The 25,777-nt window shown below is 70.2% G+C and carries 24 protein-coding genes; 11 read left to right on the top strand and 13 right to left on the bottom strand.

The genetic code is table 11. The features are described from left to right. Positions 1-25 precede the first annotated feature (25 nt). The 5 genes from ACWDAG_RS13620 (at position 26) to ACWDAG_RS13600 (ending at position 6,520) form a co-directional block, all read left to right on the top strand. The gene (locus tag ACWDAG_RS13620) at positions 26-958 is read left to right on the top strand and encodes a hypothetical protein (RefSeq protein WP_450695771.1); all 933 of its coding nucleotides are present in this window, start codon (positions 26-28) and stop codon (positions 956-958) included. Continuing rightward, complete coding sequence (locus ACWDAG_RS13615) at positions 955-3,276, top strand: non-ribosomal peptide synthetase (RefSeq protein WP_450695770.1); 2,322 nt, start codon at positions 955-957, stop codon at positions 3,274-3,276. The genes ACWDAG_RS13620 and ACWDAG_RS13615 overlap by 4 nt, the downstream gene beginning before the upstream one ends. An 18-nt stretch (positions 3,277-3,294) precedes the next feature. Further along, positions 3,295-4,701, top strand: a complete 1,407-nt coding sequence (locus tag ACWDAG_RS13610; protein ID WP_450695769.1) for an FAD-binding oxidoreductase — start codon at positions 3,295-3,297, stop codon at positions 4,699-4,701. Continuing rightward, positions 4,698-5,588: an LLM class flavin-dependent oxidoreductase gene (locus ACWDAG_RS13605; RefSeq protein WP_450695768.1), complete on the top strand. Its 891-nt coding sequence runs from the start codon at positions 4,698-4,700 to the stop codon at positions 5,586-5,588. Before ACWDAG_RS13610 ends, ACWDAG_RS13605 begins: the two co-directional genes overlap by 4 nt. Positions 5,589-5,662: 74 nt before the next feature. Further along, positions 5,663-6,520, top strand: a complete 858-nt coding sequence (locus tag ACWDAG_RS13600) for an aspartyl/asparaginyl beta-hydroxylase domain-containing protein (RefSeq protein ID WP_450695767.1) — start codon at positions 5,663-5,665, stop codon at positions 6,518-6,520. Between the two features lie 273 nt (positions 6,521-6,793). Here the strand turns inward: ACWDAG_RS13600 and ACWDAG_RS13595 are convergent, their stop codons facing one another. The 5 genes from ACWDAG_RS13595 to lat form a co-directional block, all read right to left on the bottom strand. Further along, positions 6,794-6,979 (bottom strand): hypothetical protein, encoded by a 186-nt coding sequence (locus tag ACWDAG_RS13595; protein WP_450695766.1) that lies wholly within the window; start codon positions 6,977-6,979, stop codon positions 6,794-6,796. Between the two features lie 2 nt (positions 6,980-6,981). Next, positions 6,982-7,215 (bottom strand): hypothetical protein, encoded by a 234-nt coding sequence (locus tag ACWDAG_RS13590; RefSeq protein ID WP_450695765.1) that lies wholly within the window; start codon positions 7,213-7,215, stop codon positions 6,982-6,984. Between the two features lie 182 nt (positions 7,216-7,397). After that, complete coding sequence (locus ACWDAG_RS13585; RefSeq protein WP_450695764.1) at positions 7,398-9,551, bottom strand: thiamine pyrophosphate-dependent enzyme; 2,154 nt, start codon at positions 9,549-9,551, stop codon at positions 7,398-7,400. Next, positions 9,548-11,101 carry an aldehyde dehydrogenase family protein gene (locus ACWDAG_RS13580; protein ID WP_450695763.1) on the bottom strand — a complete coding sequence of 518 codons (1,554 nt, stop codon included), beginning with the start codon at positions 11,099-11,101 and terminating at the stop codon, positions 9,548-9,550. Before ACWDAG_RS13580 ends, ACWDAG_RS13585 begins: the two co-directional genes overlap by 4 nt. Before the next feature lie 48 nt (positions 11,102-11,149). Further along, positions 11,150-12,490 (bottom strand): L-lysine 6-transaminase, encoded by a 1,341-nt coding sequence (gene lat / locus ACWDAG_RS13575; RefSeq protein ID WP_450695762.1) that lies wholly within the window; start codon positions 12,488-12,490, stop codon positions 11,150-11,152. 210 nt (positions 12,491-12,700) lie between these two features. Here lat and ACWDAG_RS13570 point away from each other — a divergent pair, with 210 nt between their 5' ends. The 3 genes from ACWDAG_RS13570 to ACWDAG_RS13560 are packed head-to-tail and all read left to right on the top strand — an operon-like array spanning position 12,701 to position 15,746. Further along, complete coding sequence (locus tag ACWDAG_RS13570) at positions 12,701-14,071, top strand: competence protein CoiA family protein (RefSeq protein WP_450695761.1); 1,371 nt, start codon at positions 12,701-12,703, stop codon at positions 14,069-14,071. A gap of 5 nt (positions 14,072-14,076) precedes the next feature. Further along, the gene (locus ACWDAG_RS13565; RefSeq protein WP_450695760.1) at positions 14,077-14,766 is read left to right on the top strand and encodes a helix-turn-helix transcriptional regulator; all 690 of its coding nucleotides are present in this window, start codon (positions 14,077-14,079) and stop codon (positions 14,764-14,766) included. Next, complete coding sequence (locus ACWDAG_RS13560) at positions 14,763-15,746, top strand: threo-3-hydroxy-L-aspartate ammonia-lyase (protein WP_450695759.1); 984 nt, start codon at positions 14,763-14,765, stop codon at positions 15,744-15,746. The genes ACWDAG_RS13565 and ACWDAG_RS13560 overlap by 4 nt, the downstream gene beginning before the upstream one ends. Here the strand turns inward: ACWDAG_RS13560 and ACWDAG_RS13555 are convergent. Next, positions 15,741-16,136, bottom strand: coding sequence for a nuclear transport factor 2 family protein (locus ACWDAG_RS13555; protein WP_450695758.1), 396 nt, complete (start codon positions 16,134-16,136; stop codon positions 15,741-15,743). The genes ACWDAG_RS13560 and ACWDAG_RS13555 overlap by 6 nt on opposite strands. Positions 16,137-16,305: 169 nt before the next feature. Here ACWDAG_RS13555 and ACWDAG_RS13550 point away from each other — a divergent pair, with 169 nt between their 5' ends. Further along, a complete protein-coding gene (locus tag ACWDAG_RS13550; protein WP_351483510.1) occupies positions 16,306-16,665 on the top strand; it encodes a cupin domain-containing protein in 360 nt (119 codons plus the stop codon). 3 nt (positions 16,666-16,668) lie between these two features. On the opposite strand, the gene ACWDAG_RS13545 is transcribed toward ACWDAG_RS13550, so the two are convergent. Together ACWDAG_RS13545 and ACWDAG_RS13540 are read right to left on the bottom strand one after the other, a co-directional pair. After that, positions 16,669-17,961 (bottom strand): VWA domain-containing protein, encoded by a 1,293-nt coding sequence (locus tag ACWDAG_RS13545; RefSeq protein ID WP_450695976.1) that lies wholly within the window; start codon positions 17,959-17,961, stop codon positions 16,669-16,671. 59 nt (positions 17,962-18,020) lie between these two features. Then, on the bottom strand, positions 18,021-18,881 hold the full coding sequence (locus ACWDAG_RS13540; RefSeq protein WP_450695757.1) for an AAA family ATPase: 861 nt from the start codon (positions 18,879-18,881) through the stop codon (positions 18,021-18,023). A 224-nt stretch (positions 18,882-19,105) separates the two neighbouring features. Here ACWDAG_RS13540 and ACWDAG_RS13535 point away from each other — a divergent pair, with 224 nt between their 5' ends. Beyond that, complete coding sequence (locus tag ACWDAG_RS13535; RefSeq protein WP_450695756.1) at positions 19,106-19,702, top strand: hypothetical protein; 597 nt, start codon at positions 19,106-19,108, stop codon at positions 19,700-19,702. Between the two features lie 78 nt (positions 19,703-19,780). Here the strand turns inward: ACWDAG_RS13535 and ACWDAG_RS13530 are convergent, their stop codons facing one another. Together ACWDAG_RS13530 and ACWDAG_RS13525 are read right to left on the bottom strand one after the other, a co-directional pair. Further along, on the bottom strand, positions 19,781-21,262 hold the full coding sequence (locus ACWDAG_RS13530; RefSeq protein ID WP_450695755.1) for an MFS transporter: 1,482 nt from the start codon (positions 21,260-21,262) through the stop codon (positions 19,781-19,783). 8 nt (positions 21,263-21,270) lie between these two features. Further along, complete coding sequence (locus tag ACWDAG_RS13525) at positions 21,271-21,570, bottom strand: hypothetical protein (RefSeq protein ID WP_450695754.1); 300 nt, start codon at positions 21,568-21,570, stop codon at positions 21,271-21,273. 191 nt (positions 21,571-21,761) lie between these two features. Between ACWDAG_RS13525 and ACWDAG_RS13520 the strand changes: the two genes are divergently transcribed. Next, positions 21,762-22,808: an RNA polymerase subunit sigma-70 gene (locus ACWDAG_RS13520; RefSeq protein ID WP_450695753.1), complete on the top strand. Its 1,047-nt coding sequence runs from the start codon at positions 21,762-21,764 to the stop codon at positions 22,806-22,808. Positions 22,809-22,859: 51 nt separating this feature from the next. Here ACWDAG_RS13520 and ACWDAG_RS13515 read toward each other — a convergent pair whose 3' ends face one another. The 3 genes from ACWDAG_RS13515 to ACWDAG_RS13505 are packed head-to-tail and all read right to left on the bottom strand — an operon-like array spanning position 22,860 to position 25,758. Beyond that, positions 22,860-23,531, bottom strand: a complete 672-nt coding sequence (locus ACWDAG_RS13515) for a LutC/YkgG family protein (protein WP_450695752.1) — start codon at positions 23,529-23,531, stop codon at positions 22,860-22,862. Continuing rightward, complete coding sequence (locus ACWDAG_RS13510; RefSeq protein WP_450695751.1) at positions 23,528-25,006, bottom strand: LutB/LldF family L-lactate oxidation iron-sulfur protein; 1,479 nt, start codon at positions 25,004-25,006, stop codon at positions 23,528-23,530. The genes ACWDAG_RS13515 and ACWDAG_RS13510 overlap by 4 nt, the downstream gene beginning before the upstream one ends. Then, entirely contained in the window at positions 25,003-25,758 is a 756-nt protein-coding gene (locus tag ACWDAG_RS13505; protein ID WP_450695750.1) for a (Fe-S)-binding protein, read from the bottom strand. The genes ACWDAG_RS13510 and ACWDAG_RS13505 overlap by 4 nt, the downstream gene beginning before the upstream one ends. Positions 25,759-25,777: the final 19 nt, after the last annotated feature.

Genomic DNA, 25,777 nt, shown 5'->3' with positions numbered 1-25,777 from the left:
ATCCGCTCGGCCGATCGAAGGAACCATGATCTCGCATCTCGAAAATGTCGGCATCGGCTCGTTCGCGTGCGCCTTCGGTGACCTGGAGAACAAGCCGGAGAACATTCCCGATTTCGACGACCTCTGGCAGACCGCGTCTTTCGGCACGGACTTCGCCGAAATGGGCTGCACCACCTATCGGAAGATGTCCGGGCCGGTGCAGGACTACGTCGTGGATGCCGTGCGCCGGACCCTGCGGGATTCCGGCGCCGGTGCCGCGGACATCGACCATCTCATCCTCGCGACCAGCGACCCGACTCTCGCCCTGCTGCCGTCCGACTTCGCGGAGCAGGTGCTGATCGCCCTCGGACTCGACGACTGCGTCCCGCACCTCGTGTCCTTCCAGCGGTGCTGCAGCTCGCTGACCGCTCTGCGGCACGGCCGGGACCTGTTCGCCGATCCGGACGTGACGCACGTGGTCATGGTCGCTCTGGACTTCGTGCCGGACGACCGTGACAGGGTCCGGCCCTACGCCCTGTTCGGCGACGCGGCGGTCAGCTGCCTGCTCACCCGGCACGATCCGGGGCTGGTGCGGCTGTCCTCGTCAGCCGTCAAGGTGGACCCGGACGGACTGCGCGGTCGCGACTCGTTCGTCTCCCGCAAGACCGTCGCCGACCGTGCGCTGTCCGCGGTCCTGCGCACCGGCGGGCGCAAGGCGGCGCAGGTGACCAAGGTGTTCGCGGCCAACCTGTACAAGCCGCTGACCCTGTTCAACGCGACCTCGGTCGGCCTGTCGCCGGACCGGCTGCACTTCGCCGAGACGCTCTCCGCCTACGGGCACTGCGGCAACGCCGACTGGATGATCAACCTGGCCGACTATCACGAGCGCGTCGGCATCCGCAGCGGGCAGACGTATCTGGCGCAGTCCCTGGCACCAGGGTTCTGCGCCTGCGTGCTCCTGGAAGGCACCGCGCCGTGAGCGGGCTGCTGTCCAGGACGGACTGCATCGGGCCGATCGTCGTGCCCGCCGACGTACGGGACAGCCTGCACGCTCTCGCCACGGCGGCCGGGGTCGACGGTTTCGTCGCCCTGTCGATCTGTATCGGCGTACTCGCCGAACGGTTGCCGCACCCCGGCACGGACTGTCGCATCCGGGTCACCCAGCAGGAGTCCGAGGCGATCCTGCCGCGGCCCGATACGCCGGACCCTGCGATGAGTTTCCGCGACGCGCTGCGGCAGGCCGCCCAGTCCGAGGCCGTCGCCACGGCGGAATCCGACGACGACCCCCCGGTCGCCCTGAGCATGCTGATCACCCGGGCCGGCCGGAACCTGTACGTCGAATCCCTGACCGACTCGTCCGACATCCCCTCCACGGCGGCCTGGGCCCACTCCTTCCTGCAGTTGCTCACCGGCCTGACGCACGACCCGGACGCACCGATGCTCAGCCATCCGCTGGTCGGTCCCGAGGAACGCGAGCGGATCCGCAAAGGCCTCAACCCGCACCGCGACCCGGAGATCCGGTACCGCACGATGGCGGAGCCGTTCGAGGAGCAGGCCGAACGCACCCCGGACGCGGTCGCCCTGCAGGACGAGAACGGCGACACCGTCAGCTACCGGGAACTGAACGAGCGCGCGAACCGGCTGGCCCATCACCTGCGGGCGCTCGGCGCCGGCCCCGGCACCCGGATCGGGATCTGTCTGCAGCGCGGCATTCACCAGGTCGTCGCGATCTACGCCGCGGTCAAGACCGGCGCCACCTACGTTCCCCTCGACGCCGACCTGCCGGATCAGCGCATCGCTCTGATACTGGCGGACTCGGCGCCCCGGCTGGTGTTGACCGATCCGGTCTGCCGCGGCCACCTGCCCGACGGCCCGTGGGAGATCCACGATGTCGGTACGGAGCAGGCCGGGGCGGGCCGGCCCGCGACGAATCCCGTCCTGGACGACGGTCCGGGGCTGGTGCACATCCTCTACACCTCGGGGACCACGGGCCGCCCCAAGGGCGTGGTCTCCCGTACCACGGGCACCCTGGCCAACATCTTCTGGATGCAGCGGCAGTACCCGTTCCGCCCCGGTGAGACGGCGCTGTTCAAGGCCTCCCCGGGATTCGACATCTCCATCTGGGAGATCTTCTGGCCGCTCTATCACGGTGCCCGTCTGGTGATCTGCCGGCCCGGCGGCGAGCGGGATCCCCGGCATCTGGCCCGGCTCACCCGCGACCACGACGTATCACTGATCTTCCTGGTGCCGACGATGATGACGGCGTTCCTGGAGGAGCTGTCCCAGGCCGGTGCCGAGGCCCTGAAGTGGGTGGTGTGCGGGGGCGAGCCGATGAGCCCGCGGATCCCCGAGGTGTTCGCCGCCGTTCTGCCCGGGAGCAACCTGGTCAACGCCTTCGGTCCGACCGAGGCCGGGCCGGTCACCGACAACGTCGTCGACCCGGGCTCCAGCGGCGGGTCCGTTCCCGTGGGCCGGCCCGCCGACAACTTCCGGGTGACCGTGCTGGACGCCAACCTCGATCTCGTGCCGATCGGCACGCCCGGTGAGGCGTACATCAGCGGGCAGGTCGGCTTGGCGGACGGTTACTGGCGGCAGCCCGCCCAGACCGCCGAGCGGTTCGTCGCAGACCCGTACGGACCGCCGGGATCACGGATGTACCGCACCGGTGATCTCTGCCGCTACCGGGCGGACGGCGCGCTGGAGCACCTCGGCCGGATCGACCGCCAGGTGAAGATCCGTGGGCTGCGGATCGAGCCGGGGGAGGTCGAGTCGGTGCTGGCCGCACACCCCGCGGTCGGCGACTGCGCGGTGATCGCCCACGGGCAGCCGCTGCGCCTGCTCGCCTTCGTCGTGCCCGTAGGCCAGGGATCCGTTGCCGACCTCGACCCGACCGCGATACTCAAGCACGCCTCCGAGGTCCTGCCCGCGCAGATGCGCCCGGACCGGGTGGTGCCGATCGACTATCTCCCGGCGACGGTGAACGGCAAGATCGACCAGGGCGAGCTGATCAAGATCTGGCAGGAGCTCACCGAGCGGGAACGTACGGTCGAGCCGCCCGCCGACGAGCTGGAAGCGGCGCTGGTCCACATCTACCACCGCGTCCTCGACCGGTCCCCGATCAGCGTGCTGGACACGTTCGTCCAGCTCGGAGGCCACTCGTTGCTCACCTTCCGGCTGCTCGACGAGTGCCGGGCAACCCTGGGGGCCGAACCCGACGTGACCCAGCTCCTGAACGGCACGCTCCGCGACGTTGCCGCGACGATCCGCAAGACGACCATCCCGTCATCGCGGGACTAGGACCGGAGGACGACGGCTTTGGACACCCTCACGCCCGGCGACTCGGAGAAGCTCGCAGACGCGCTGCACGGCGATCTCATCACCGGCGCCGATCCGCGATACGACGAGGCCCGCAAGGTCTGGAACGGAGACATCGACCGGCATCCCCTGCTGATCGCGCGCTGCGCGGACCTGGCGGACGTGACCGCGGCCGTCACCTTCGCCTCCGAGCGTGGACTGCCCATCGCGGTCCGCGGCGGCGGGCACAGCGTGGCCGGGCAGGGGGTCTGCGACGGCGGCCTGGTCATCGACCTCCGCCGGATGCGTGCGGTCGAGATCGACCCGGAACGCCGGCTGGCCCATGTGCAGGGCGGCGCGCTCTGGCAGGACGTCGACCGGGCCAGTCAGACACACGGGCTGGCGACGACGGGCGGCATCGTCAGCGAGACCGGCGTCGGCGGGCTCGCCCTGGGCGGCGGCATCGGCCACCTCATGCGCCGTTGCGGGCTGACTGTGGACAACCTGGTGGAGGCCGATCTGGTGACCGCCGACGGCAGTTGCCTCCGGGTGGACGGCACCACGGACCCGGAGCTGTTGTGGGGCCTGCGTGGCGGGGGCGGCAACTTCGGGACCGTGGTGCGGTTCGGCTTCCGACTGCACGAGATCGGACCGACCGTCCTGGCCGGAATGATCATTCATCCGCTGGACGTCGCACCTGAGTTCCTGTCCCACTACCGAGACCTGATCGCGGACGCTCCGGACGCGCTCGGGACGATCCTCAACCTCCGGTTGTGCCCGCCGGTCCCGGCCGTCCCCGAACGGCTGCACGGTTCTCCGGTCGTGGCCGTCAACGTGTGCTGGTCCGGTGACCTCGAGGACGGGCTGTCGTTCCTGCGTCCGCTGCGGGAGTTCGGACGTCCGCTGCTCGACACGGTCGGCCCGATGCCGTACGTCGAACTGCAGCAGATGGTCGACCGCACCTCCCCGCCCGGTAAGCAGTACTACTGGCGGTCGGTGGACTTCGGGGAACTCAGCGACCGGGTCATCGCGACCGTCGTCGAGCACGCCTCGCGGATCACCTCGCCGCTGGCGGCCGTGCCGATCTATCACCTCGGCGGAGCGGTCGGGCGGGTGCCGGCCACGGACACCGCCTTCGGTTCCCGGCACGCCGGGCACAACATCAACATGTTCGGCGCGTGGGAGCCCGGCCGGGGCGACCGGGAGCGTCACGTCAGCTGGGTTCGGGAGTTCAGCGAGGCGATGGCGCCGCACTCGGTCGGACAGTACGTCAACTTCCTCAACGACGAGGGACGCGACGGCGTTCGCGCGGCCTACGGCGAGCGGTGGCGGCGCCTGGTCGAGCTCAAACGCAGGGTCGACCCGCAGAACCTCTTCCGCTACAACTTCAACATCGACCCGGGCCTGCTGGACGAGGGAGACGCATGAGATTCGGCATCATGATCGTCCCGGAGGACCGGTGGCAGACGGCGCGGGTGAAGTGGCGTCAGGCCGACCAGATGGGATTCGATCACGCCTGGACCTACGACCATCTCAACTGGCGGGCGTTTCGCGCCAAGGAGTGGTTCACCATGGTGCCGACGCTGACCGCGGCGGCGGTGGAGACCGAGCGGATCGGGCTGGGCGTGCTCGTTGCCTCACCCAACCTGCGGCACCCGGTACACCTGGCCAAGGACGTCACCGCCATCGACGACATCTCCGCCGGCCGTCTCATCCTCGGTCTCGGCGCCGGTGCGGAGGGTTTCGATTCCACCATGACCCGCCGGACCTCGTGGAGTCGGCGGGAGCGGACCGAGCGGTTCGCCGAGTATGTCGAGCTCACCGACCAGCTCCTCACCCAGCCGGTGACCACGTTCGACGGCCGCTACTACCTGGCGAACGAGGTGCACTCCCATCCCCTGTGCCGCCAGCAGCCCCGCGTCCCGTTCGCGATCGCCGCTTCCGGGCCCCGCGGCATGCGCCTGGCGGCCCGGTACGCCTCGTACTGGGTCACCACGGGCGAGCCCAACCGGTTCGCGAGCGCTCCGTACGCGCAGGCCCTGCCCGTCCTGCGCCGACAGGTGGAGGCGCTGGAAAAGGCCTGCGTGGAGATCGGCCGCGACCCGTCCACCGTGTCCCGGCTGCTGGTCACTGGGCCCACCGTCGGCGGCGTCCTCGATTCGCCGGCGGCGTTCTTCGACGCGGCAGGAAGATTCGCCGAGGCCGGAATAACGGACGTCGTCGTGCAATGGCCGCGGCCGGACGAGCCTTTCCAAGGCCGGGTGGAAGTCCTGGAAAAGGTTGCCGAGGACCTGGATCGTCACCGAATCACGTGACTCCGTCCCGGAGGAAAACCTTTCTACCGTCCCAGGAGAACCCTGGTTTCGACTGAGAAGGATTGCCTGATCCGATGCGAACCCATTACGTAGGGGACACCTTTCTCGACGACTCCCGCCTGGCGAAGGATCTCGAGCAGAGCGATTCCCTTCCATGGTCCGAGGCGTACAGCGATTACGTTTTCGGCGGCGCGTGGAAGAGCTGCATGCTCTGGGCCCGGGGCGGCGACGCCGGCGACGGTGTGGTCACCAATTACGACCACGACCGGCCCGCCGCGTTCACCGAGTTCGCCGAGCAGCTGCCCTACCTGCGGGAGCTGATCACGAGGGTCGCCGACCTGGACCGGCTGAACTTCGTACGCCTGGCGAAGGTGCAGAACAGCGTGATCATCCCGCATCGGGATCTGCTGGAGCTCAGCGAGCTCGCCGACGAGACCCGCAACGCCCACCGTATGCACATTCCCCTTGCCACCAACGAGGACTGCTTCTTCAACGAGGGCGACACCGTTTTCCGTATGCGCAAAGGCGAAGTGTGGTTCCTCGACGCCTCGGAGATCCACTCCGTGGCGGTGCTCTCCTCGCAGGAGCGAGTCCATCTGATGTTCGACTTCGTGGACGTGCCGTCCGCGAAGCCGTTGGTCACGGTCGAGGGCGCGAGCCCGGACGCCGGCATCCCGGCCGACCGTACGGTGAAACGACCGCCGCTCACCGACGCCGACCATGCCAACCTGATGCGGCTCGCCGATGTGCTGACGCTGGAGACGGTCAACGAAGTCTTCAGCATGGTCATCAAACGGCACTTCCGGTACGACGGGGGCGAGAATTTCGTCTGGAACACCATGATCGATATTGCGCGCGCCGCCGCGGACCCGGCCGTTCTCCCGCACGTCGAGGAACTCCGTCGCCATTACACCCTGGAACGGTCGGCCTGAGTCGTAGCGACAACCCGAGCGGGTCGGGGCGCCGGCACCATCCTGCCGAACACCTTGCCTGCGTCCATTTCGCGGTGGGCCCGCACTGCCTGGTCCACATACCGCCCGTTGGAGTTCGACCGGTCCAGGAGCAGGGGCAGCTGAGGTCCACCCCACGACATCAATCACCACGTCGAAGCCCGACAGTGCGTCAGAGTCGGCCTCGCCGGAGAGGTCGAGGACATCGGCCCGGCTGTTGATCTCGGGGGCGAACGGGTCCTGGATGCCCATGCCCTAGGGGCCGTTGAGGATGTCGTCCGCGACGTGCTTGTCGGACCAGGCGGTCCGCAGCCCGGCCTTCCGGGCCACGTCGAAGACCGTGTTCACCCTGAGGTAGCCGTGCGGGCGGAGCGGCTTGCAGGTCTTCGGGTCGACCGGCAGCTTCGACGGGTCGATGAGGCTCGCGGCGTCTCCCGTCATCTTCAGGATGCTGCCGGGCAGACCCGCCGGCCGACCATGCCGGGGAACGAGTCGGAGGAGACGGTGGGTCTCGCGTGGGTGAACTCCAGGCTGCCGCCGACGAGTCGGGCGAGTACCGAGTCGGGGTGGCGGTCGACGTACGAGGCCAGGTCGGACTGGTGCAGGCCGTCGACGGACAGCAGCAGGACGTGCCGGGCGCGAGCGTGCGCGTGTGCCGAGGCGGGCTCGTTGGCCATGGCGGTGAGGGAGCCCGCGGCGGCGAACGGTACAACGACAGGGGAAGGGCAGAACGTGTACGGGAGCGGACATACGTACCGGGTCCTGCCCAAGAAACGCATCGGCGCACGCAAAGAGGTACGCCGAGGCCCCCGAGCTCCTCGCTCCTGACCAGCCGTCACCGGTCGGCGCGCGGGCCTGCTCAGCGCAGTTCGGTCGCCGCGCGCTCGACGTCGTCCTCCGACACGAGCACCAACTGGGCCGCCTGCCCCAGGGGGACGAAGCTGTCCACGCTGGTGACCCGGCGGAGGGCCCCGGTGAATCCGGCGTCGACCAGGGCGGTGACGACTCCCTCCGACACGCCTCCCGTGCGGCGGGTCTCGTCGACCACGAGGACGCGGCCCGTCGCCCGGGCTTCCCGCAGCAGGTCGTCGACCGGCAGCGGGGCCAGCCAGCGCAGGTCGACGACCCGGCAGTCGATGCCCTGTTGCTCCAGCCGGCGCGCGGCCCGCAGCGAGATGCGCAGGCCGTTGCCGAAGGTCACGAGGGTCAGGTCCGTGCCTGTCCCATAGGTGCGTGCCCGGCCGATCGGTACGTGTTCGGCGGGCGGCGGGTAGGCGGTGAGCCAGGCGTTGTCCCCGTCGGAGTGGAGATCTCGGGAGTGGTAGAGCGCGATCGGCTCCAGGAAGGCGCAGACCGTGCCGTCCACCTTCGCCGCCGCGACGCATGTGCGAAGCATCGCGGCGGCGTCGTCGGGGCGCGACGGTGAGGCGATGACCAGGCCGGGAATGTCGCGCAGGACGCCCACCGCGTTGTCGTTGTGGAAGTGGCCGCCGAAGCCGCGCTGGTAGCCGTAGCCGGCGACGCGGACCACGAGCGGATTGCGGTACTGGCCCTGGGAGAAGAACTGCAACGTGGCCGCCTCGCCGCGCAGTTGGTCCTCGGCGTTGTGCAGGTAGGCGAGGTACTGGATCTCTGCGACCGGCAGCAGCCCGGACAGGCCCGCCCCCAGCGCGAGGCCGAGGACGGCCTGTTCGTCCAGCAGGGTGTCGAAGACCCGGGCGGTGCCGAAACGCCGCTGCAGGCCCCTGGTCAGTCCGTAGACCCCGCCCTTGCGGCCGACGTCCTCGCCGAAGACGACCATCTCCGGGTGGCCGGCGAGCAGGTCGGCGAGGGTGTGGGTGATGGCCTGGGCGACCGTGACGGGCTCGCCCACGGGCGCCGCGGATGCTTCGCTCGTACGGTGTGCCGCAGCCGCCACGAGGTCGGCGCGGCGGGGTGCGAGGGGGGCGGCGATCTGTGCGGCGGTGCTCAGGGGCTCGCTCTCCAGGGCCTCCTTGGCGACGGCCGACACCCGTGCGCCCACCTCGTCGTAGCGGTCGAGTACCTGCTGAGGGGTGAGGACGCCTGCCGCCGTGAGCAGCCGGGCGGTGGCCAGCAGCGGGTCGCGTCGCAGGTCCGCGGCGACGTCGGTGGGCAGCCGGTAGGCGGCTTCGGCGTCCGAGCCCGCATGGCCGAGGAAGCGGACCATCGACAGGTGCAGGAACGCGGGCCGGCGGTGCTTGCGTACGTGGGCCACCGCCTCGCGCGCGGTGTCGAAGGCGGCCTGCGGATCGCAGCCGTCCGCGGCGTAGTAGGCGAGAGCGGGCCGGTTGCCGTAGGCGCGCTGCACCCAGTCGGGCGGCGTCGGCACGCTGATGCCCAGGCCGTTGTCCTCGCAGACGAACAGGATCGGCATCGGCAGGCCCTGGTAGGCCGCGTGGCAGGCGCTGTTGATGGCGCCCGCCGCCGTGGAGTGGTTGACCGAGGCGTCACCGAAGGAACAGCAGACGACGGCATCGTCGGGCCAGGCGCATTCGGTCCCGAGCCGCTTGGCGCGCGCGATGCTCCACGCCACCCCGACCGCCCGCGGCAGGTGGGAGGCGATGGTGGACGTCTGCGGGATGACGGCCAGTTCGCGGCGCCCGTACACCTTGTGCCGACCGCCGGCGATCGGCTCGTCGGCCCCGGCGGCCACCCCCAGCAGCATGTCCCGGACCGCGTCGACACCGCCGGCCTGCCGGGCGCGGGCGCAGTAGAAGGCACCGGACCGATAGTGCAGCAAGGCCGGGTCGGTGGGCCGCAGCGCGAGAGCGAGTGCCGCGTTGCCCTCGTGTCCGCTGGATCCGATGGTGTAGTAGCCGCGGCCCTGCTGCTGCATCCAGCGCGCCGCGGCGTCGGCGTGCCGGCTCTCCAGCTGGGCGTCGAACAGGTCAAGTGCGGTACGGGAATCCAGCGAGCCCACGGCCTGGGCGGCAGACCGCGGACCGGACACCGCCTCGCGGAAGTGCCGGTCCAGGTCCTCGACGCCGCTCACAGGCGGAAGTCCAGGTCGGGTTCGAGGGTGGCCACGTCCATCTGCGCCTTCTGCAGCCGGCCGGAGTGGTCCCAGTTCATCGACTGCCAGCGGGTGAACTGGTCGAGCACCCACTGCCCCGACTGGCGAGAGCCGTTGCCCGACTTGCCGTTGCCGCCGAACGGCAGGTGCGCCTCGGCGCCGGAGGTGGTGTTGTTGACGCTGACCATGCCCGCGGAGATGCCGCGCCGGAACGTCCACACCTCGTGCGGGTCGGTGGTGTAGATCGCGGCGGACAGCCCGTAGCCGTGGGCGTTGGCCAGGTCGAGGGCCTCGTCGAAGCCCCGGTAGGTGGTCACTCCGACGATGGGGCCGAAGGTCTCGGTGAGGAACAGATCGTCATGGCGGCGCACTCCGTCGACGATCACCGGGTGGTAGAACATGCCCGCCCCGGGGTCGCCGACGAAGCCCTTGCGAGGGTTGTCGGCCGTGATCCGCCCGACGCCGTCGGAGCCGAACGTACGGTGGTGGTCCTTGATCCAGCCGAGGAAGGTCTCGTAGCGCTGCGCGAACCGCTCGTCGAGCATCGGGCCGTAGAGCACGTCCTCGAAGGCGTCGCCGATCCGGGCCGCGCGGCACGCGGCGTCGAAGCGGGCGAGGAAGTCCTCGTGCACCGACTCGTGCACGATGAGCGTCCCGAGGGAGGTGCAGCGCTGTCCCGCGGTGCCGAATCCGGAGAACAGCGCCCCCTCCACCGCCAGGTCGAGGTCGGCGCTCGGGGTGACCACCTGGGGGTTCTTGCCGCCCAGCTCCAGGCAGGGGGTCTGCAGGTGGCTTCCGCACAGGGCGCCGATCTTCTGGCCGACCAGCGTGGACCCGGTGAAGCCGACCTTGTCGACCAGACCGGCGTCGAGGGAGGCCTCCAGACCGGCGTACGTCTGCTCCCCGTCGGCCAGTACGAGATTGAGCACGCCGTCGGGCAGGCCGCCACCGTGCGTGAACAGCTCGAAGAGGGCCTTGGCGCTCGCGGCGGCGTACTCGGCGGGCTTCCACACCACCGTGTTGCCGGTCACGAGCGCCGGTACGAGGTACCAGGCCGGCACGGCCACCGGGAAGTTGCCCGCGGTGATGACCGCGACCGCACCGACGGGATTGCGGAAGGTGAACAGCTGCTTGTCGGGCATCTCCGAGGGCACCGTCTGCCCGTACAGCCGACGGCCCTCGCCGAGGAAGAAGTCGCAGGTGTCGATGATTTCCTGCACCTCGCCGAGCGCTTCCGCGAGCGGTTTGCCGATCTCTTCGGTGACGATGCGGGCGAGCCGCTCCTTGTTGGCCTCGACGAGCCGGCCGATCTTTCCGATCGCGGATCCGCGCACCGGCGCCGGGACGTCGGCCCAGGACCGCTGCGCCGCCTTCGCCGCCTTGGACGCCTCGACGAATGTCGAGGCGTCCCCGAGCGAGATCTCGGTGACCAGCTCGGTCATACGGCCGGGATTGGGGCGCTGAAGAGTCCCGCCGGGAGCGCCGGCGACCGGGTGGCCGGCAACGATCGAGGCGACGGAACGAGCCATGACATTGCTCCTTGTCCGCAGGGAGGGGACGGTGTCCGCCGGAAGGGGTCAGTGCAGGCCGGCCAGGACCCGGTCGAGAGCCCGCAGGGCGACGCCGAGCTCGTCCTGGGTGATGGACAGGGCGGGACGGAAGCGCACCGAACGCTCACCGCACGGCAATGCGATCACCTTCTCCTCGGTGCGCAACCGGCGTACCACCTCGTCGCGGGCGCCGCTGTCCGGCAGATCGACGGCGGTCATCAGCCCGCGCCCCCGCGCGTTGGACGCCACCGGTGCGTGCCGGACCTCCAGATCACGCAGTTCGGCCAGGAACCACGATCCCACGGCAGAGGCATGGGCCACCAGGTCGTCCCGTTCGATGATCTCCATGATGCGCCGGGCCCGGACCATGTCGACCAGACCGCCGCCCCAGGTGGAGTTGATCCGCCCGGAGACCCGCAGGACGTTGTCGGGCACCTGGTCGACCCGGCGGCCCGCCATGATGCCGCCGAGCTGGACCTTCTTGGCGAAGGCCACGATGTCCGGTTCGAGGCCGAGTTGCTGGTAGGCCCAGGTGGTGCCGGTGAGCCCCACACCGGTCTGCACCTCGTCGAGCACGAACAGCGCGTCGTACTCGTGACAGAGCGCCTGCATCGCCTGCAGGAACTCCGGGCGCATGTGGTTGTCGCCCCCCTCGCCCTGGATCGGCTCGGCGATGAAGCAGGCGACGTCGTGCGGGTTGGCCTCGAACGCCCGCCGCGCCTGATCGAGGGCCCGTCGCTCGGCCTCCTCCACCTCGGCCAGGTGGCGCGCGAGGGGGAACCGCATCGCGGGTACGTCGATGCGCGGCCAGTCGAACTGCGGGAAACGGGCCGTCTTGTTGGGCTCGGTGTTGGTCAGCGAAAGGGTGTAACCGCTGCGGCCGTGGAAGGCGTGGCGCAGGTGGAGCACCTTCGTGCCGAGGTCGGGGGACCGGCCCGCGGCCTCGTTGCGGCGGCTCTTCCAGTCGAACGCCGTCTTGAGGGCGTTCTCGACGGCGAGTGCCCCGCCCTCGACGAAGAACAGTCTGGGCAGGTCCGGGTCGCCCAGTACCCGGGCGAAGGTCTCGACGAACTCGGCGTAGTGCGTGGTGTACATGTCGGGGTTGGCGGGCTTGTTGGCCGCCACCTGCGCGAGCAGGGTCATGAACTCCGGGTCGTCCACGATGCCCGGCGCGTTGAGGCCCAGCGGAGCGGAGGCGAAGAAGGAGTAGAGGTCGAGGAACTTCTCGCTGGTGCGTGCGTCGACGATCCACGACCCCTGACTGGCGAGGGGGTCGAGCACCAGCTTGAAACCGTCGGTCAGCACATGACGGCCGAGTCTTTCGTGCACCTCGCCCGGATGGATCGTCGACGCAGCTGCAACCGTCATGGGGCACCTACTCTCGATAGCCGCGAACAGGAGATGTTTCGTCAGTCACGAGGAGTAACGAAAGTATCTTAGGTGTGTGGCCGAGATGACCGCAAGATTTCGTTCGCGGGTAGATGTGAATGCCGACGACGGCTGCATGTCCGCCGGTTCGACCTGCGTCACCGATCATGACTTAGGCCGATTGTCAGTGGTGCGTCCTACTCTCGCCATATGACCTACTGCGTCTGGCACAGGGGCCTCGGCATCACGCTCGACCTGACCGAGGCGGATCTCGGACACCCCGAACACCCGGGGCTGCTCGACGAGATCTACGGCAATTACCAGCCGGATCTTCTGTACTGCCTGGAAGCCCATGAGGACGAGGGCTTCATCTGCCCCGGCTTCATGGCCATCCGCAAGGTCAACGGCCGCCCGCACGCCATGCACGTGGCAAAAGGGGAACGCCCCGAGACGAAGGCCGAGAGCGATCTCCACAAGGCGCTGCGGGAATACACCGTCAAGGTCGCCTCGGGGGAGGGATTCCGGGTCACGGGAGCGGAGGAGGCCGAGCGCGGAAAGCAGCGAACGGACGTGACCGTGGAAGGCGGCGAAAGTCACCGGCTCGCGTACGAAATACAGCTTGCGGCGATAGCCGGCGGCTCCGTCGACGAGCGCACCCGTAGCGCATTCCGGGACGGGCTCACCCCCTTGTGGCTCGTCAACAACGAGAACGCGATCCCCATCGACCGCGCGCCCTGGGCCCGGCTGAACGTGCAGAGCTGGCGGGACGTGACCGACCGCGCGGCCCTGCCGGTGCGCGGCGGAATCAAGCAACTGCACATGTCCCGCTGCGACTGGAGCAACCCGGTGCCCTGCCCGCAGCGGGGCGCCGGCCGGTGCGGCGGACGTCACGCGCTGTGGGAACCCGTGCGCGGCCTCTACTACGACGACGTCATCCGGCGTACGGCCACCGGCGAACTCGTCTCGCTCTATCTGCCCCACCCGGCGGGCCGGCGCGGCTGGCACATGTGGGTCACCCCGACGGACAAGGAGGAGTTCCTCGAAGGCCGCCCCGAACCCCTGCCCGGCCGGTCGGCGGCGCCCCGTGCGGGCGGGGTGGATCTCCTGCCCGCGCCTCGGGCCGGTGCGTGGGAGACCGCCGACCACGTGGAGGCGGGTCTGCGCAGCGAGCTCACCCAGGCCCGTGACGACGAACGTCCCATCGACGCCTCGCTGTGGCGCACCGAGCCGGGACCGTCCGAATTCTCGCGGCCCTTCACCGTGGGCGAGTTCGTCATACCCGGCGATCTGGTGGCCGCCCGGCGGACCTTCACCCGGGCACTGGAGCACAGTGCGGACATCGCGGGGCGCCTGCCCAGCGGCGCGGACATCGCGGCCGGGCGCGCCGAGATCAGCGGGGAGCAGCGGGAGCGCCTCGCAGACGCGCGGGAGCGCTGCCGGCGTCTCGCCGAGGAGATGCACACCCACCCCTGGTGGGAGACGGTCGGCGACCGTCATGCCGCACGGGAGGCGCTGACGTACGCGGCTACCCATGACACGGAGTCTTGGACTTCCAGTCCAGAGACTGGACCAGTAGTCTAATCAGCATGGCTGATGAGCAAGTCCACAAAGCCGAGCGGGATGCGATCCTCGCGGCGCTCAGGCCCGTGGTCGACGGGATCGCGGCGACGTTCGGCCCGGTGTGCGAGGTGGTCCTGCACGACTACCGGCAGCCGGAGGAGTCGGTCGTCGCCGTCGCAGGCGAGGTGACCGGGCGGGCCGTGGGCGGGGCGATGAGCGAGATCGGCATGAAGGTGCTCGCGCGTGGCGACGAGGCGGCCGACGACCTGAACTACGTCACCCGCACCGGGACCGGAAAGCTGGTCAAGTCGTCCACGATGGTGTTGCGCGACTCCACAGGAGCGGTGTTCGGTGCGCTCTGCGTCAATGTGGACATCGGCGCGGTGAACGAGGCCCATGCCCTGCTCGGTGCCCTGGCCGGCCTCGGCGCCGGGTCCGCCGAGCCGCCGGTCACCGCCTTCGGCAACGACATCGACTCCGTGGTGGACGCCATCCTCGACGCCCACCGACTCGGGCGGAACCAGAGCTGGGCCGCACTGGACCGTGCCGAGCGCCTCGACCTGTTCCGCAGACTCGACGAACACGGCGTGTTCGCCGTGCGCCGCGCGATCGAGCAGGTCGCCGTCCGGCTCGGCATCTCCCGCGCCTCCGCCTACAGCTACCTCGCCCAGGCCCGAGCCGCCACCGACCCGACCCCCGCTGGAGGACACGCGTGACGACCACCACCCCGCCGGTCACCCTCGACACCGTCCGCGACGCCGCCGACCGGCTCAAGGGCGTCGCCCACCGCACCCCCGTACTGCGCTCACGCACGCTCGACGCCCTCGTCGGCGCCGAGGTCTTCCTCAAGTGCGAGAACTTCCAGCGCGTCGGCGCCTTCAAGTTCCGCGGCGCCTACAACGCGGCCTCCCGGCTCACCCCCGAGCAGCTGGCCCGCGGCATCGCCGCCTACTCCTCCGGCAACCACGCCCAGGCCGTCGCCCTCGCCGCCCGCGAACTGGGCACGACTGCCGTCATCGTCATGCCCGAGGACGCCCCGCGCTCCAAGGTGGACGCGACCTTCGGCTACGGCGCCGAGATCGTGACGTACGACCGCTACTCCGAGGACCGCGTCGCCGTCGCCGAGGCTCTGGCCGCCGACCGGGGCCTCGCCCTCATCCCGCCCTACGAACACCCGCACGTCATGGCCGGGCAGGGCACGGCAGCGCTCGAACTCCTGGAGGAAACAGGGGAGTTGGATGCGCTGATCGTGCCCGTCGGCGGCGGCGGGCTGATCGCGGGGTCCGCCACCGCAGCCAAGGGGCTGCACCCCGGGATCCGCGTCCTCGGCGTAGAACCGGAAGCCGGGGACGACACCAAGCGGTCCCTGGAGGCGGGCCGGCGCGTCAGCATCCCCGTGCCGCGCACCATCGCCGACGGTCAGGCCCTGCACACGCCGGGCGAGCTGACCTTCTCGGTCAACCGGCGGCTCGTCGACGGCATCGCCCTCGTCTCCGACGACGAGATCCGCGATGCCATGCGGTTCGCCTTCGAGCGGCTGAAGATCGTCGTCGAGCCCAGCGGGGCCACGCCGATCGCCGCCCTGCTCGCCGGGCGTGCGGGCTCCCTTCCACGCCGGATCGGCGTCGTCGTCTCCGGCGGAAATGTGGACGCGGACCGCTTCGCCCGACTGTGCGGCCGGGCGACGGTGTCATGACCAGAACTCGTTGGCCTTGTCGATGTCCGCAAGACACTCGTCGAGATCGGTGATCTTGTCCCCGACGATCCGGAACACGATGGCTCCGTCCTCGTCGATCCGCTTGTCGCCGCGTTGGGCGGTGAAGTGGTGCATGGAAACCGCGTGGCCGCGGCCGTCCACGAGGACGTTGCGCAGCTCGACCTTGAAGGTGCCGCCCGTTTCGTCGTAGAGCCGGCGGTAGTAGTCGAGGACGGCGTCGATTCCCTTGCAGTCGCCGGACAGCTGGTGGCTTCCGGGAACATGGTGCGTGGCGTCGCCCGTCATCATCGAGCGCAGGGTGTCCATGTCGCCGCGCGAGAAGGCCTCGTAGCCCGTGCGGACGAGTTGTGCGTGGGGGTGTTCAGCCACGGTGATCGCCACCTTTCTGGGTGGTTCGGCGAAGCGGCCTCGCACCATTCTCCGCTCGTTCGACCGGCTTGTCCGCTCGTCGACGTTTTCTCCGCATCCCGGATGGCGGTCCCAGCCTGACCGGCGGACGATGGTGGGGTGGGCGGGGCTCGCAAGGAAGGGAGCCGTCATGCTTGAGATCAAGGCCGTCGAGAAACCCGACGAGCGGCGCGATTTCCCGCGCGGACACCTCGAAGCCGTCCATATGACCGGACTCGACTTCGCGGTGGGGACCTTCGAACCGGGCTGGAAGTGGTCGGAGTCCGTGGCACCGATCGCCGGGACCAAGAGCTGCCAGGTCCATCACAACGGGTACTGCGTTTCCGGACGCATGCGCCTGCGCATGGACGACGGCGCGGAGCAGGAGGTCGGACCGGGCGACGTGTTCGTGGTGTCGCCGGGCCACGACGCCTGGGTGGTCAGCGACGAACCGTGCGTGGTGTACGACTTCGCCGGCCAGATGGCGACGGAGTACGCGAAGAAGGGCTAGCGGTCACACCGGCAGCAGGCGCGCGATGAGCGCGCCGAGCTGCCGGGCGTTGCGGCACTCGTGCATCTCCACCAACTCGGCGTACTCGGGTGCGGCGGAGTCGCCCGTGCCCCACTGGGCGTGCGGCTCGGGATTCAACCAGTAGACGCGGCGGGCCCGTTCGGCCACCTTCCGCACCGCCGCAAGGTTCGGGTCGCTCATGTTCGTACGGGCGTCACCGAGCACGAACACCGTCGTGCGCGGGCCCACCGCGTCCCCGTACCGCTCCGCGAACTCGCCCAGCGCGCCCCCGTAGTCGCTGCTGCCGTGCCAGCCCGTGAGCGTCGCCTCCGCCCGGATGCGGGCGCCGAGCCCCTCCGGGTCGGCCGCACCGTGCTCAAGCAGCCGGGTCACCTCGTCGAGCCGGTTGACGAAGGCGAACACCCGCACCTTGCTGAACTGGTCGTGCAGCGCCTGCACCAGCAGCATCGTGAAGTCCGAGAACCCGGACACCGACCCCGACACATCGCACAGCAGCACCAGTTCGGGCCGTACGGGACGGCGCCTGCGCAGCACCGGCTTCATCGGCACCCCGCCCGTGGACAGGGAACCGCGCAGGGTGCGCCGCAGATCGATGCTGCCGCGCGAGGCGCGGCGCCGACGGGCCGCGAGCCGGGTGGCGAGCTTGCGGGCCAGCGGCTGAACCGTCCTGCGCAGCTCGGCGAGCTGAAGCTTGCCGGCGTACAGGAAGTCGACCCGGTCGGGCGTGGTGGCCACCGCCCGCCGGGCGAGTTCGTCCCGGTCGCGCTGTTCGGCGATCCGGCGCCGCGCCTCCACGGCCACCTGCCTGCGGAAGGTCTCGACGCGCCGCCTGATCTCGTCGTCGAGCAGCCGGTCGGCGAACCCGGAACTGCCGTTCCGCGCCTGGACGTTCTCGCGGACGCGGGCCAGCAGGGTCTGCGGGCGGAGCCGGTCCAGCGTCTGGTGCGACGACCAGCCCTGCGACCCCGGCGACGCACCGTATCCGCCGAAGCCGTCGACCGCCTCCGCCGCCAGCCGCCCCATCAGGACGACGTCGCCCGCGGCGAGCGCGGCAGCGAGCCGTTCCCGCAGATCGTCCCGGTCCGCGGGCTGCGTCTCCGGCGCGCCGACGCCCCGCGGGAAGTACAGATCGAAGACCGGGTCGAACACCTGCCGCTGCACCGTGCCGTGCAGCAGCGTCGCGGCCAGCCCCTCCCGCAGCAGTTCACGGTCCGCCAGGCCCAGCGCCGCCACCGCCTGCGCCGCGTCCACGGTCTCGCCGGTGCCGATCCGCATGCCGTGCGCCCGCAGGGCCCCGACCAGAGAGGTGAGGCGCTCCGCCACTCCCGGGGCGGTCACACGGCGTCCAGGTCGAGCTTGGCGGCCGCCTTGAGGACGTCGTCCTGATGCTTGAGCAGGACGCCCAGGCTGTCGTGTACGACGTTCTCGTCGAGGGTGTCGGCCCCCAGCGCGAGCAGCGTGCGCGCCCAGTCGATCGTCTCGGCGACGGAGGGCACCTTGCGCAGGTCCATCGCGCGCAGCGCACCGACCACCCGTACCACCGAGGCGGCCAGCGCCTCGTCCAGGCCGGGCACCTTCAGCCGTACGATCCGGCGCTCCAGCTCCTCCTCGGGGAAGCCGATGTGCAGGAACAGGCAGCGACGGCGCAGGGCCTCGGACAGCTCGCGGCTCGCGTTCGAGGTCAGGACGACGAAGGGGCGGCGGGTCGCGGTGATCGTGCCCAGCTCGGGGACCGTGACCTGGAAGTCGCTCAGCACCTCCAGGAGCAGGCCCTCCACCTCGACGTCCGCCTTGTCGGTCTCGTCGATCAGCAGCACCTTGGGGTCGTCGCCGCTGATGGCGGTGAGCAGGGGGCGGGTGAGCAGGAACTCCTCGCTGAAGATGTCCGTGCGGGTCTCGTCCCAGGTCTCGTCGCGGCCCGCGCTGATCCGCAGCAGCTGCTTGGCGTGGTTCCACTCGTACAGCGCCCGGGACTCGTCGACGCCCTCGTAGCACTGCAGCCGGACCAGACGCGCGCCCGCCACCTCGGCCACGGCCTTGGCGAGCTCCGTCTTGCCGACCCCGGCGGGGCCCTCCACCAGCAGCGGCTTGCCCAGGCGGTCGGCGAGGAAGACGGTCGTGGCGACCGCGGGCGAGGCGAGATAGCCGGTGGCGGCGAGCCGCGCGGAGACGTCGTCGACGGATGAGAACAGCATCGGGGCCTCCAGCTCGGCACGGCTCGGAGCTACTATCTAAGCGCTTGTTCACCCACTCTGTCACGCGAAACCGAAGGGGCGGCCGCCGAAGCAGTCACCCTTGGTGCTCAGGCGGCAGAGCGACGTCGGCCCTCCACCAGGGCGGCTCCGAGCGGAGTGGGCGTGTGCAGGGCGGCGCTGCGAGGAGGAAGTCCGTTGTCAGTGGCGCCTTGTACGTTTCGGTCATGGGGATCTATCTGGTCAGCGTCGACGCGCGGGAGTGGTTCGACGACGACGAGGAGGAGGGCGGCCGAGGAGCCGCCGCCTCCGCGCTCGACGCGGAGTTGAGACGGCGCGGCCTGCCGCCCTACACCTCGGTGCCCGAGCAGGCGGACTTCGTACGCGGCTCGGGGATGTCGTTCGAGGAGAAGCTGGTTCCAGCCATGGACGGCTTCAGCGCGCTGTGCCGGGCGCATCTGTCACGGGCGGAGGAGGAGCTGCTCTGCGGCTGGACACTGCTGGTGCCGCTGTCCCTCGACGAGGAGATCCGGCTGCCCGTCGGCTCCGCCTACACGGACGAGACCATGGTCGCCGGTGCTCCTCAGGTGCTCCGCCTCGCCGAGCGACTGGCGACGGCCGTCGAACTCCCGGTGGACGAGATACCGGCGGCCTGCGACAACCTGGACCTGACCATGTGGTTCCTGGACGGACCGGCGAAGGACCTGGCCGCCACCCGGCTCGGACCGTGGAGCGAGGACCTGGACGCCGCGTTCTACGTGGCGGTGTATCTGCGGGCCGCCCAGCACTCGCTGCGCCGCGGCTGCCCGATCTCGTACTGCTGAGAGGGAAATCCCTGACGACAACGACCTGAAAATCCCGGGACGGCGTTGAACGCCGTCCCGGGATTTCGGCGGGTGGTGTCATGCGATGTCGAAGGTGGGTTCCAGGTCCTGTTGGGTTTCTGATGTGGCGGCGGGTTCGCCGCGGGTGTTGGAGGCGCGCAGCGCGATGGCCCCGGCTGCCACGAGACACAGGGCGCTCACGAGCAGGGCCCGCTGGAATCCGGCGGTGAGTGCCTCCGGGGGCGGGGTGTGGACGGCCAGCAGGTGGCTGGTGCGGCTGGTCGCGATCCCGCTGAACACCGCCAGACCGAGCGCTGACCCGAGCTGGAAGGAGGTGGTGATCAGGGAAGCGGCCAACCCGGCCTGATCCTCCGGCACGCCCGCGTTCGCGGCGGTCTGCACACCGGCGTACAACAGCCCCAGCCCGGCTCCCATGATGACCAGCGGGGCGAGCAGATTGCCGAGATAGGTGCCATCCACCGGGATGCGGGACAGCCACAGGATGCCACCGGCGGCGAGCAGCGCACCGGAGACGATGATCGGACGGGTACCGGTCCGGACGAACATCTTCGTCGCCACGGTCGAGCCGAACCCGATGCCCACGCTCACCGGCACGTACGACAGCCCGGACTGCAGCTGGGAGTAGCCCAGGACGTTCTGCATGTACAGAGTGACGAAGAAGAACATCGAGTAGAACCCGGCCCAGGCGATCACCTGGGTGGCATCGGCCGCGGCCAGGCCCTTGATCCGGAAGATCGACAGCGGGACCAGCGGATGGGCGCGCCGCTGCTCATTGACCACGAACGCGGCCATCAGCCCCGCCGAGGCGGCCAGCCCGCCGATGGTGCGACCCGCACCCCAGCCCGCGTCCGGCGCCTTCACCAACGTGAAGATGAGCAGCAGCATGCTGGCGGTGACCAGCACCGCGCCGACCGCGTCGAAACCGCCCGGCACGGACCGGCCGTGGTCGGCCTTCAGGATCCGGTACGCCCCGAACAGCACCAGCGCGCACAGCGGGAGGTTCACGAAGAACACCCACCGCCAGCCGAGGTCCTGGGTGAGCACGCCGCCGAAGAGCAGGCCGACCGCCGAGGCCATCCCGCTGATCCCGGCCCACACGCCCAGCGCCTTGTGCCGGTCGGAGCCCTGGAAGGTGGTGGTCAGGATGGCCAGCGCGGCCGGGGACATCATCGCCGCCCCGAAGCCCTGGGCGAGCCGGGCGCCGACCAGCAACCCCTGGCTGTCGGACAACCCGCAGGCCAGCGACGAGGCCGCGAACAGCGCGGTCCCCGCGATCAGCAGCCGCCGCCGTCCCAGCAGGTCCCCTGCCCGACCGCCCAGCAGCAGGAACCCGCCATAGGTGATCAGATAGCCGCTGACCACCCACTGCAGGTTCTGTACCGAGAACCCCAGATGGGTACGGATGGTCGGCAGCGCGACGTTCACGATCGCGCCGTCCATGACGTCCAGGAACGTCACCGCGCACAGCAGCGCCAGCGTGACCCTGCCGCGCCCGGTCGCCAGGAACGACCCCCGCGGCGGTGCCGTCGATGTGGTCATGGCGTCGCTCACGACCCGGCGGCTTCCAGCACGGGGCCGACCTCGACCCCGCCGCCGACCCGCAGCACCGGGCAGTCCTTGGCCAGCGCCAGTGCCGAGTCCATGTCCTCGGCGGACACCACCGAGTAGGCGACCACCCGGGAATCGCTGTCGCCGACGTCGCCGAGCGAGGCGTGGTCGGTCACCGCGTTGCCGACGTCCACCAGGGCCGAGCCCAGCGCGCCGAACCAGGCCTGCCACTCGGCCGGCGTCCCCGCGTGGGGCCGGTAGTCGGAGGGCACGCGGAAGAAGAAAACGTACTTGGTCATGATCTGTGGTCCCGTTCTATGTCCGGGCGCGCCCCGGACCGGGACCGCCTCCAACCGGGTAGACGCCACCGCCCGCCGGAAATTGGTCGGCTCACCGCCGCCCAGTTCGCCGGACCGACGGCGTCTTCATGGGTGAGCGAGCCGAACGCACCCGGCGGGAAGAAGAAGAGCGAGGATGCATGCCGATGGAGATGGATACGACGGACCTGATCGCCCGGGCCCGGGCCGGCGACCACAACGCGTTCCGCGACCTGGTGCAGGGCCACTCCCACGAGTTGCAGGTGCACTGCTACCGCATCCTGGGATCCCTGCAGGACGCCGAGGACGCGCTCCAGGAGACCCTTGTGTCCGCCTGGCGTAACCTCGGCGAGTTCGGCCAGCGGTCCTCGCTCCGGACCTGGCTCTACAAGATCGCGACCAATCGGTGCCTGAGCATGTTGCGCGCCGACAGCCGACGCCCCCGCATCGCCGCCCCGCTGCCCGAGGCCGACCTGCCCGAACCCACCGGCGCAGGCGACGCCCCGGCCTGGCTGGAGCCCTACCCCGACGTCCTGCTCGACCATCTCGTCGACCGGCGCCCCGGACCGGAGGCCCGATACGAGACCACCGAGGCCATCTACCTGGCCTTCATCACCGCCCTGCAACTGCTGCCCCCACGCCAGCGCGCCGCCCTCGTCCTCCGCGACGTATTGGGCTACCACGCCGCCGAAGTCGCCCAGATGCTCGGCACCACCCAGGAAGCCGTGAGCAGCGCCTTGAAACGCGCCCGCGCCACCGTCGACGGCCATCTCGCCGACCCCAGCGGCAGCGGCACCAGCGGCACCGGCAGCCACAGGCCCGCAGCCCACCCCGACACCGCCGCCGAACAGCGGCTCGTCGCCCGGTTCACCGACGCCATGGAGCGAGCCGACCTGGACGCCCTGATCGACCTGCTCGTCACCGACGTGAGACTCTCCATGCCCCCGGGCATGCTGGAATACCGCGGCATCGAAACAGCCCAGCGCGTCCTGGCCGCCGTCACGTTCCGCCCCGGCCGCTCCTACCGCGCGGTACCCACCCGCGCCAACGGCCAGCCGGCCTTCGGCTTGTACGTGGCAGACCCCCACGCCGGGGTCTACCGTGCCTACTGCCTCCTGGTGATCACCACCGCAGGCGACCACATCACAGCCATCACCAGCTTCACCACCGACGTCATGGCGCGCTTCGGACTACCCCGAACCCTCCCCGAAACGGATTGACGGACTTCCGGCGCAGGCCTGCGTCTGTCGGTGCGGAGGCGGCGAACGGGGCTACGTGTCGACGTCGGCGCCCGCCCCGCCGCTGACCAGCACCACCTCCAGGGTGCGCGGACCGTGCACCCCCTCGACCCGGTCCAGCTCGATGTCGCTGGTCGCCGACGGACCGGAGATCCACGTCAACGGGCGGGCCGGGTCCAGGCGTTCGAGGGCCTGGGGCACGGACGAGACGACCTGCTCCGGGACCCGTACGACACAAATGTGGTGGTCGGGGACGAGGGTGATGCGGCGGCGGCCCTGGTCCGGGCTGCCGTCCAGGACGATCGTGCCGGTCTCGGCGATGGCGATCGCACAGCCGGTGACCACGCTCCCGACCTTGTCCAGCTCGTGCGGGGTGCTCACGGCACGGTCGTGAACGCGGGTGGGATCGGCGGCCGACATCCACTCCGGCGGAAGCCCCGGCGGCACGAGCACATACTGGGGACCGCGCTCGGCGAGCAGCCGCATGATGAGGTACGGCAACTCCTCCGGGTCCGTGCGGTGCACGATCGCCCGGTAGTCCGCAAGGTTCTCCGCCAGCAGATCCACCGTCTGCGCGACACTCCGCTCTCCGTGCTCCCGCAGATAGTCGCGCGAAACAGCCTGCTCGTACGGCGTGTCGTCGTCCTGTGGTACGTCCGCGAGTGCGCGCCGCACCCGGCCCAGGATCCGTTCCCTGCTGCTCACTTCGCGCCTCCCTTGCCACCCTGTGTGCGCTGCCACCAGTCGCGGAACGGTTCCGCGGGCACCGCCGGCAGATCCCGGCTGCCGCTCCACGCCTTGCCCGGCCCGGGCAGCGTCCGTGGGTGGAGGCGGCGGGTGCGGGAAGCGAGCCGTTGGCCGGTGCGCAGGGCGCCCGGATGCGTGAACGCCCAGCGGGCCGCGCGCATCGCCGCCCGCTCGGCCGCGTGCCCCTTCGCGGGCTGCAGCACCACCTTGTTGCCCTCGCGGGTGACCTGCCCGCCCTCCACGACCCGCTCCCGCAGATGGACCAGCACCTCGGGGATGTCGATGGCGACCGGGCACACCTCGTAGCAGGCACCGCACAGCGACGAGGCGTACGGCAGGGAGGCGTCGATCTCGCTTGCGGTGCCCCGGAGTTGGGGGCTGAGGATGGCGCCGATCGGGCCGGGATACACCGAGCCGTAGGCGTGGCCGCCCGCCCGCTCGTACACCGGGCAGACATTCAGGCAGGCCGAGCAGCGGATGCAGCGCAGTGCCTGGCGGCCGACCTCGTCGGCGAGGGTGTCGGTGCGGCCGTTGTCGAGCAGCACCAGGTGGAAGGTGCGCGGGCCGTCGCCGTCCGTGGTGCCGGTCCACATCGAGGTGTACGGGTTCATGCGCTCGGCGGTGGAGGAGCGGGGCAGGGTCTGCAGGAACACCTCCAGGTCCTGCCAGGTCGGCACGATCTTCTCGATGCCGACGACCGAGATCAGCGTCTCGGGCAGGGTCAGGCACATCCGCCCGTTGCCCTCGGACTCGACGACGACCAGCGTGCCGGTGTCGGCGACCATGAAGTTGGCGCCGGAGATGCCGACCTTGGCACGCAGGAACTTCTCCCGCAGGTGCAGGCGGGCCGCCTCGGCGAGTTCGGCGGGCGTGTCGGTCAGACCGTCGGGGGCCGGACGGCCCCACTCGCTCATCTCACGCTCGAAGATGTCCCGGATCTCTCCCCGGTTGCGGTGGATCGCAGGGACGAGGATGTGCGAGGGCCGGTCCTTGCCCAGCTGCACGATCAGCTCGGCGAGATCGGTCTCGTAGGCGCGGATGCCCTCGGCTTCGAGTGCTTCGTTGAGGCCGATCTCCTGCGTGGCCATCGACTTGACCTTGACGACCTCCGTCTCACCGGTCGCCTTCACCAGGTCGGCCACGATCCGGTTGGCCTCGTCGGCGTCGGCCGCCCAGTGCACGATGCCGCCCGCGGCGGTGACCGACTCCTCCAACTGCTCCAGATACCGGTCGAGATGGCGCAGCGTATGGTCCTTGATCCGCTTGCCCGCCTCCCGCAGCGCCGACCAGTCGGACACCTCCGCCACGGCCTTCGCCCGCTTGGCGCGGATGGTGTGCGTGGCGTGCCGGAGATTGCCGCGCAGCGTCGGATTGTTGACCGCTTCGTGCGCGGCCTTCGGAAAGGCCGGCATCCCTACGAACGTCCCGCTCATACGGCCGGCTCCTCCTCCGTGCTCGCCAGGATCTCCGCGATGTGCACCGGCCGCATGCCGCTGCTGAGCCGCGCCATCGTCCCGCCGATGTGCATCAGACAGGAGTTGTCGGCCGCGCACAGCACCTCCGCGCCGGTCGACTCGGCGTTTCGCACCTTGTCCGCGCCCATCGCCGCCGACACGTCGGAGTTCTTCAGGGCGAAGGTGCCGCCGAACCCGCAGCACTCCTCGGCACCCGGCAGCTCGACCAGCTCCAGACCCTTCACGGCCTGGAGCAGCCGGTGCGGGCGGTCGCCGAGCCCCAGACCGCGCAGTCCGTGGCAGGTCGGGTGGTAGGTCACCTGGTGCGGGTAGTACGCGCCGACGTCGGTCACACCGAGCACGTCCACCAGGAACTCGGTGAGCTCGTACGTCTTCGGGACGACGGGAGCCAACGTCGCCGCGAGCGTGTCCCCGCGCCCCTCGGCCCGCGCCCGCTCACCCATCCGCGGATACAGCTCCCGCACCATCGCCCCGCACGAGCCGGACGGCGTCACGATCGCCTCGTACTCCCCGAAGACATCGGAGAAATGCCGGGCCAGCGGCTCCGCCTCATGTCGATACCCGGTGTTGTAGTGCGCCTGCCCGCAGCAGGTCTGGGCCATCGGGAAGTCGACCTCGACGCCCAGCCTGGTCAGCAGTTTCACCACGGCGCGCCCGGTGTCCGGATAGAGCGTGTCGTTGACACAGGTCAGGAACAGAGCGACACGCATCGCGGCTCCTTGCGATCGA

The sequence above is a fragment of the Streptomyces sp. NPDC001157 genome (assembly GCF_053598255.1).
Note: the sequence above shows the minus strand (reverse complement) of the source record. Positions and strands in the feature narration are given on the sequence as shown.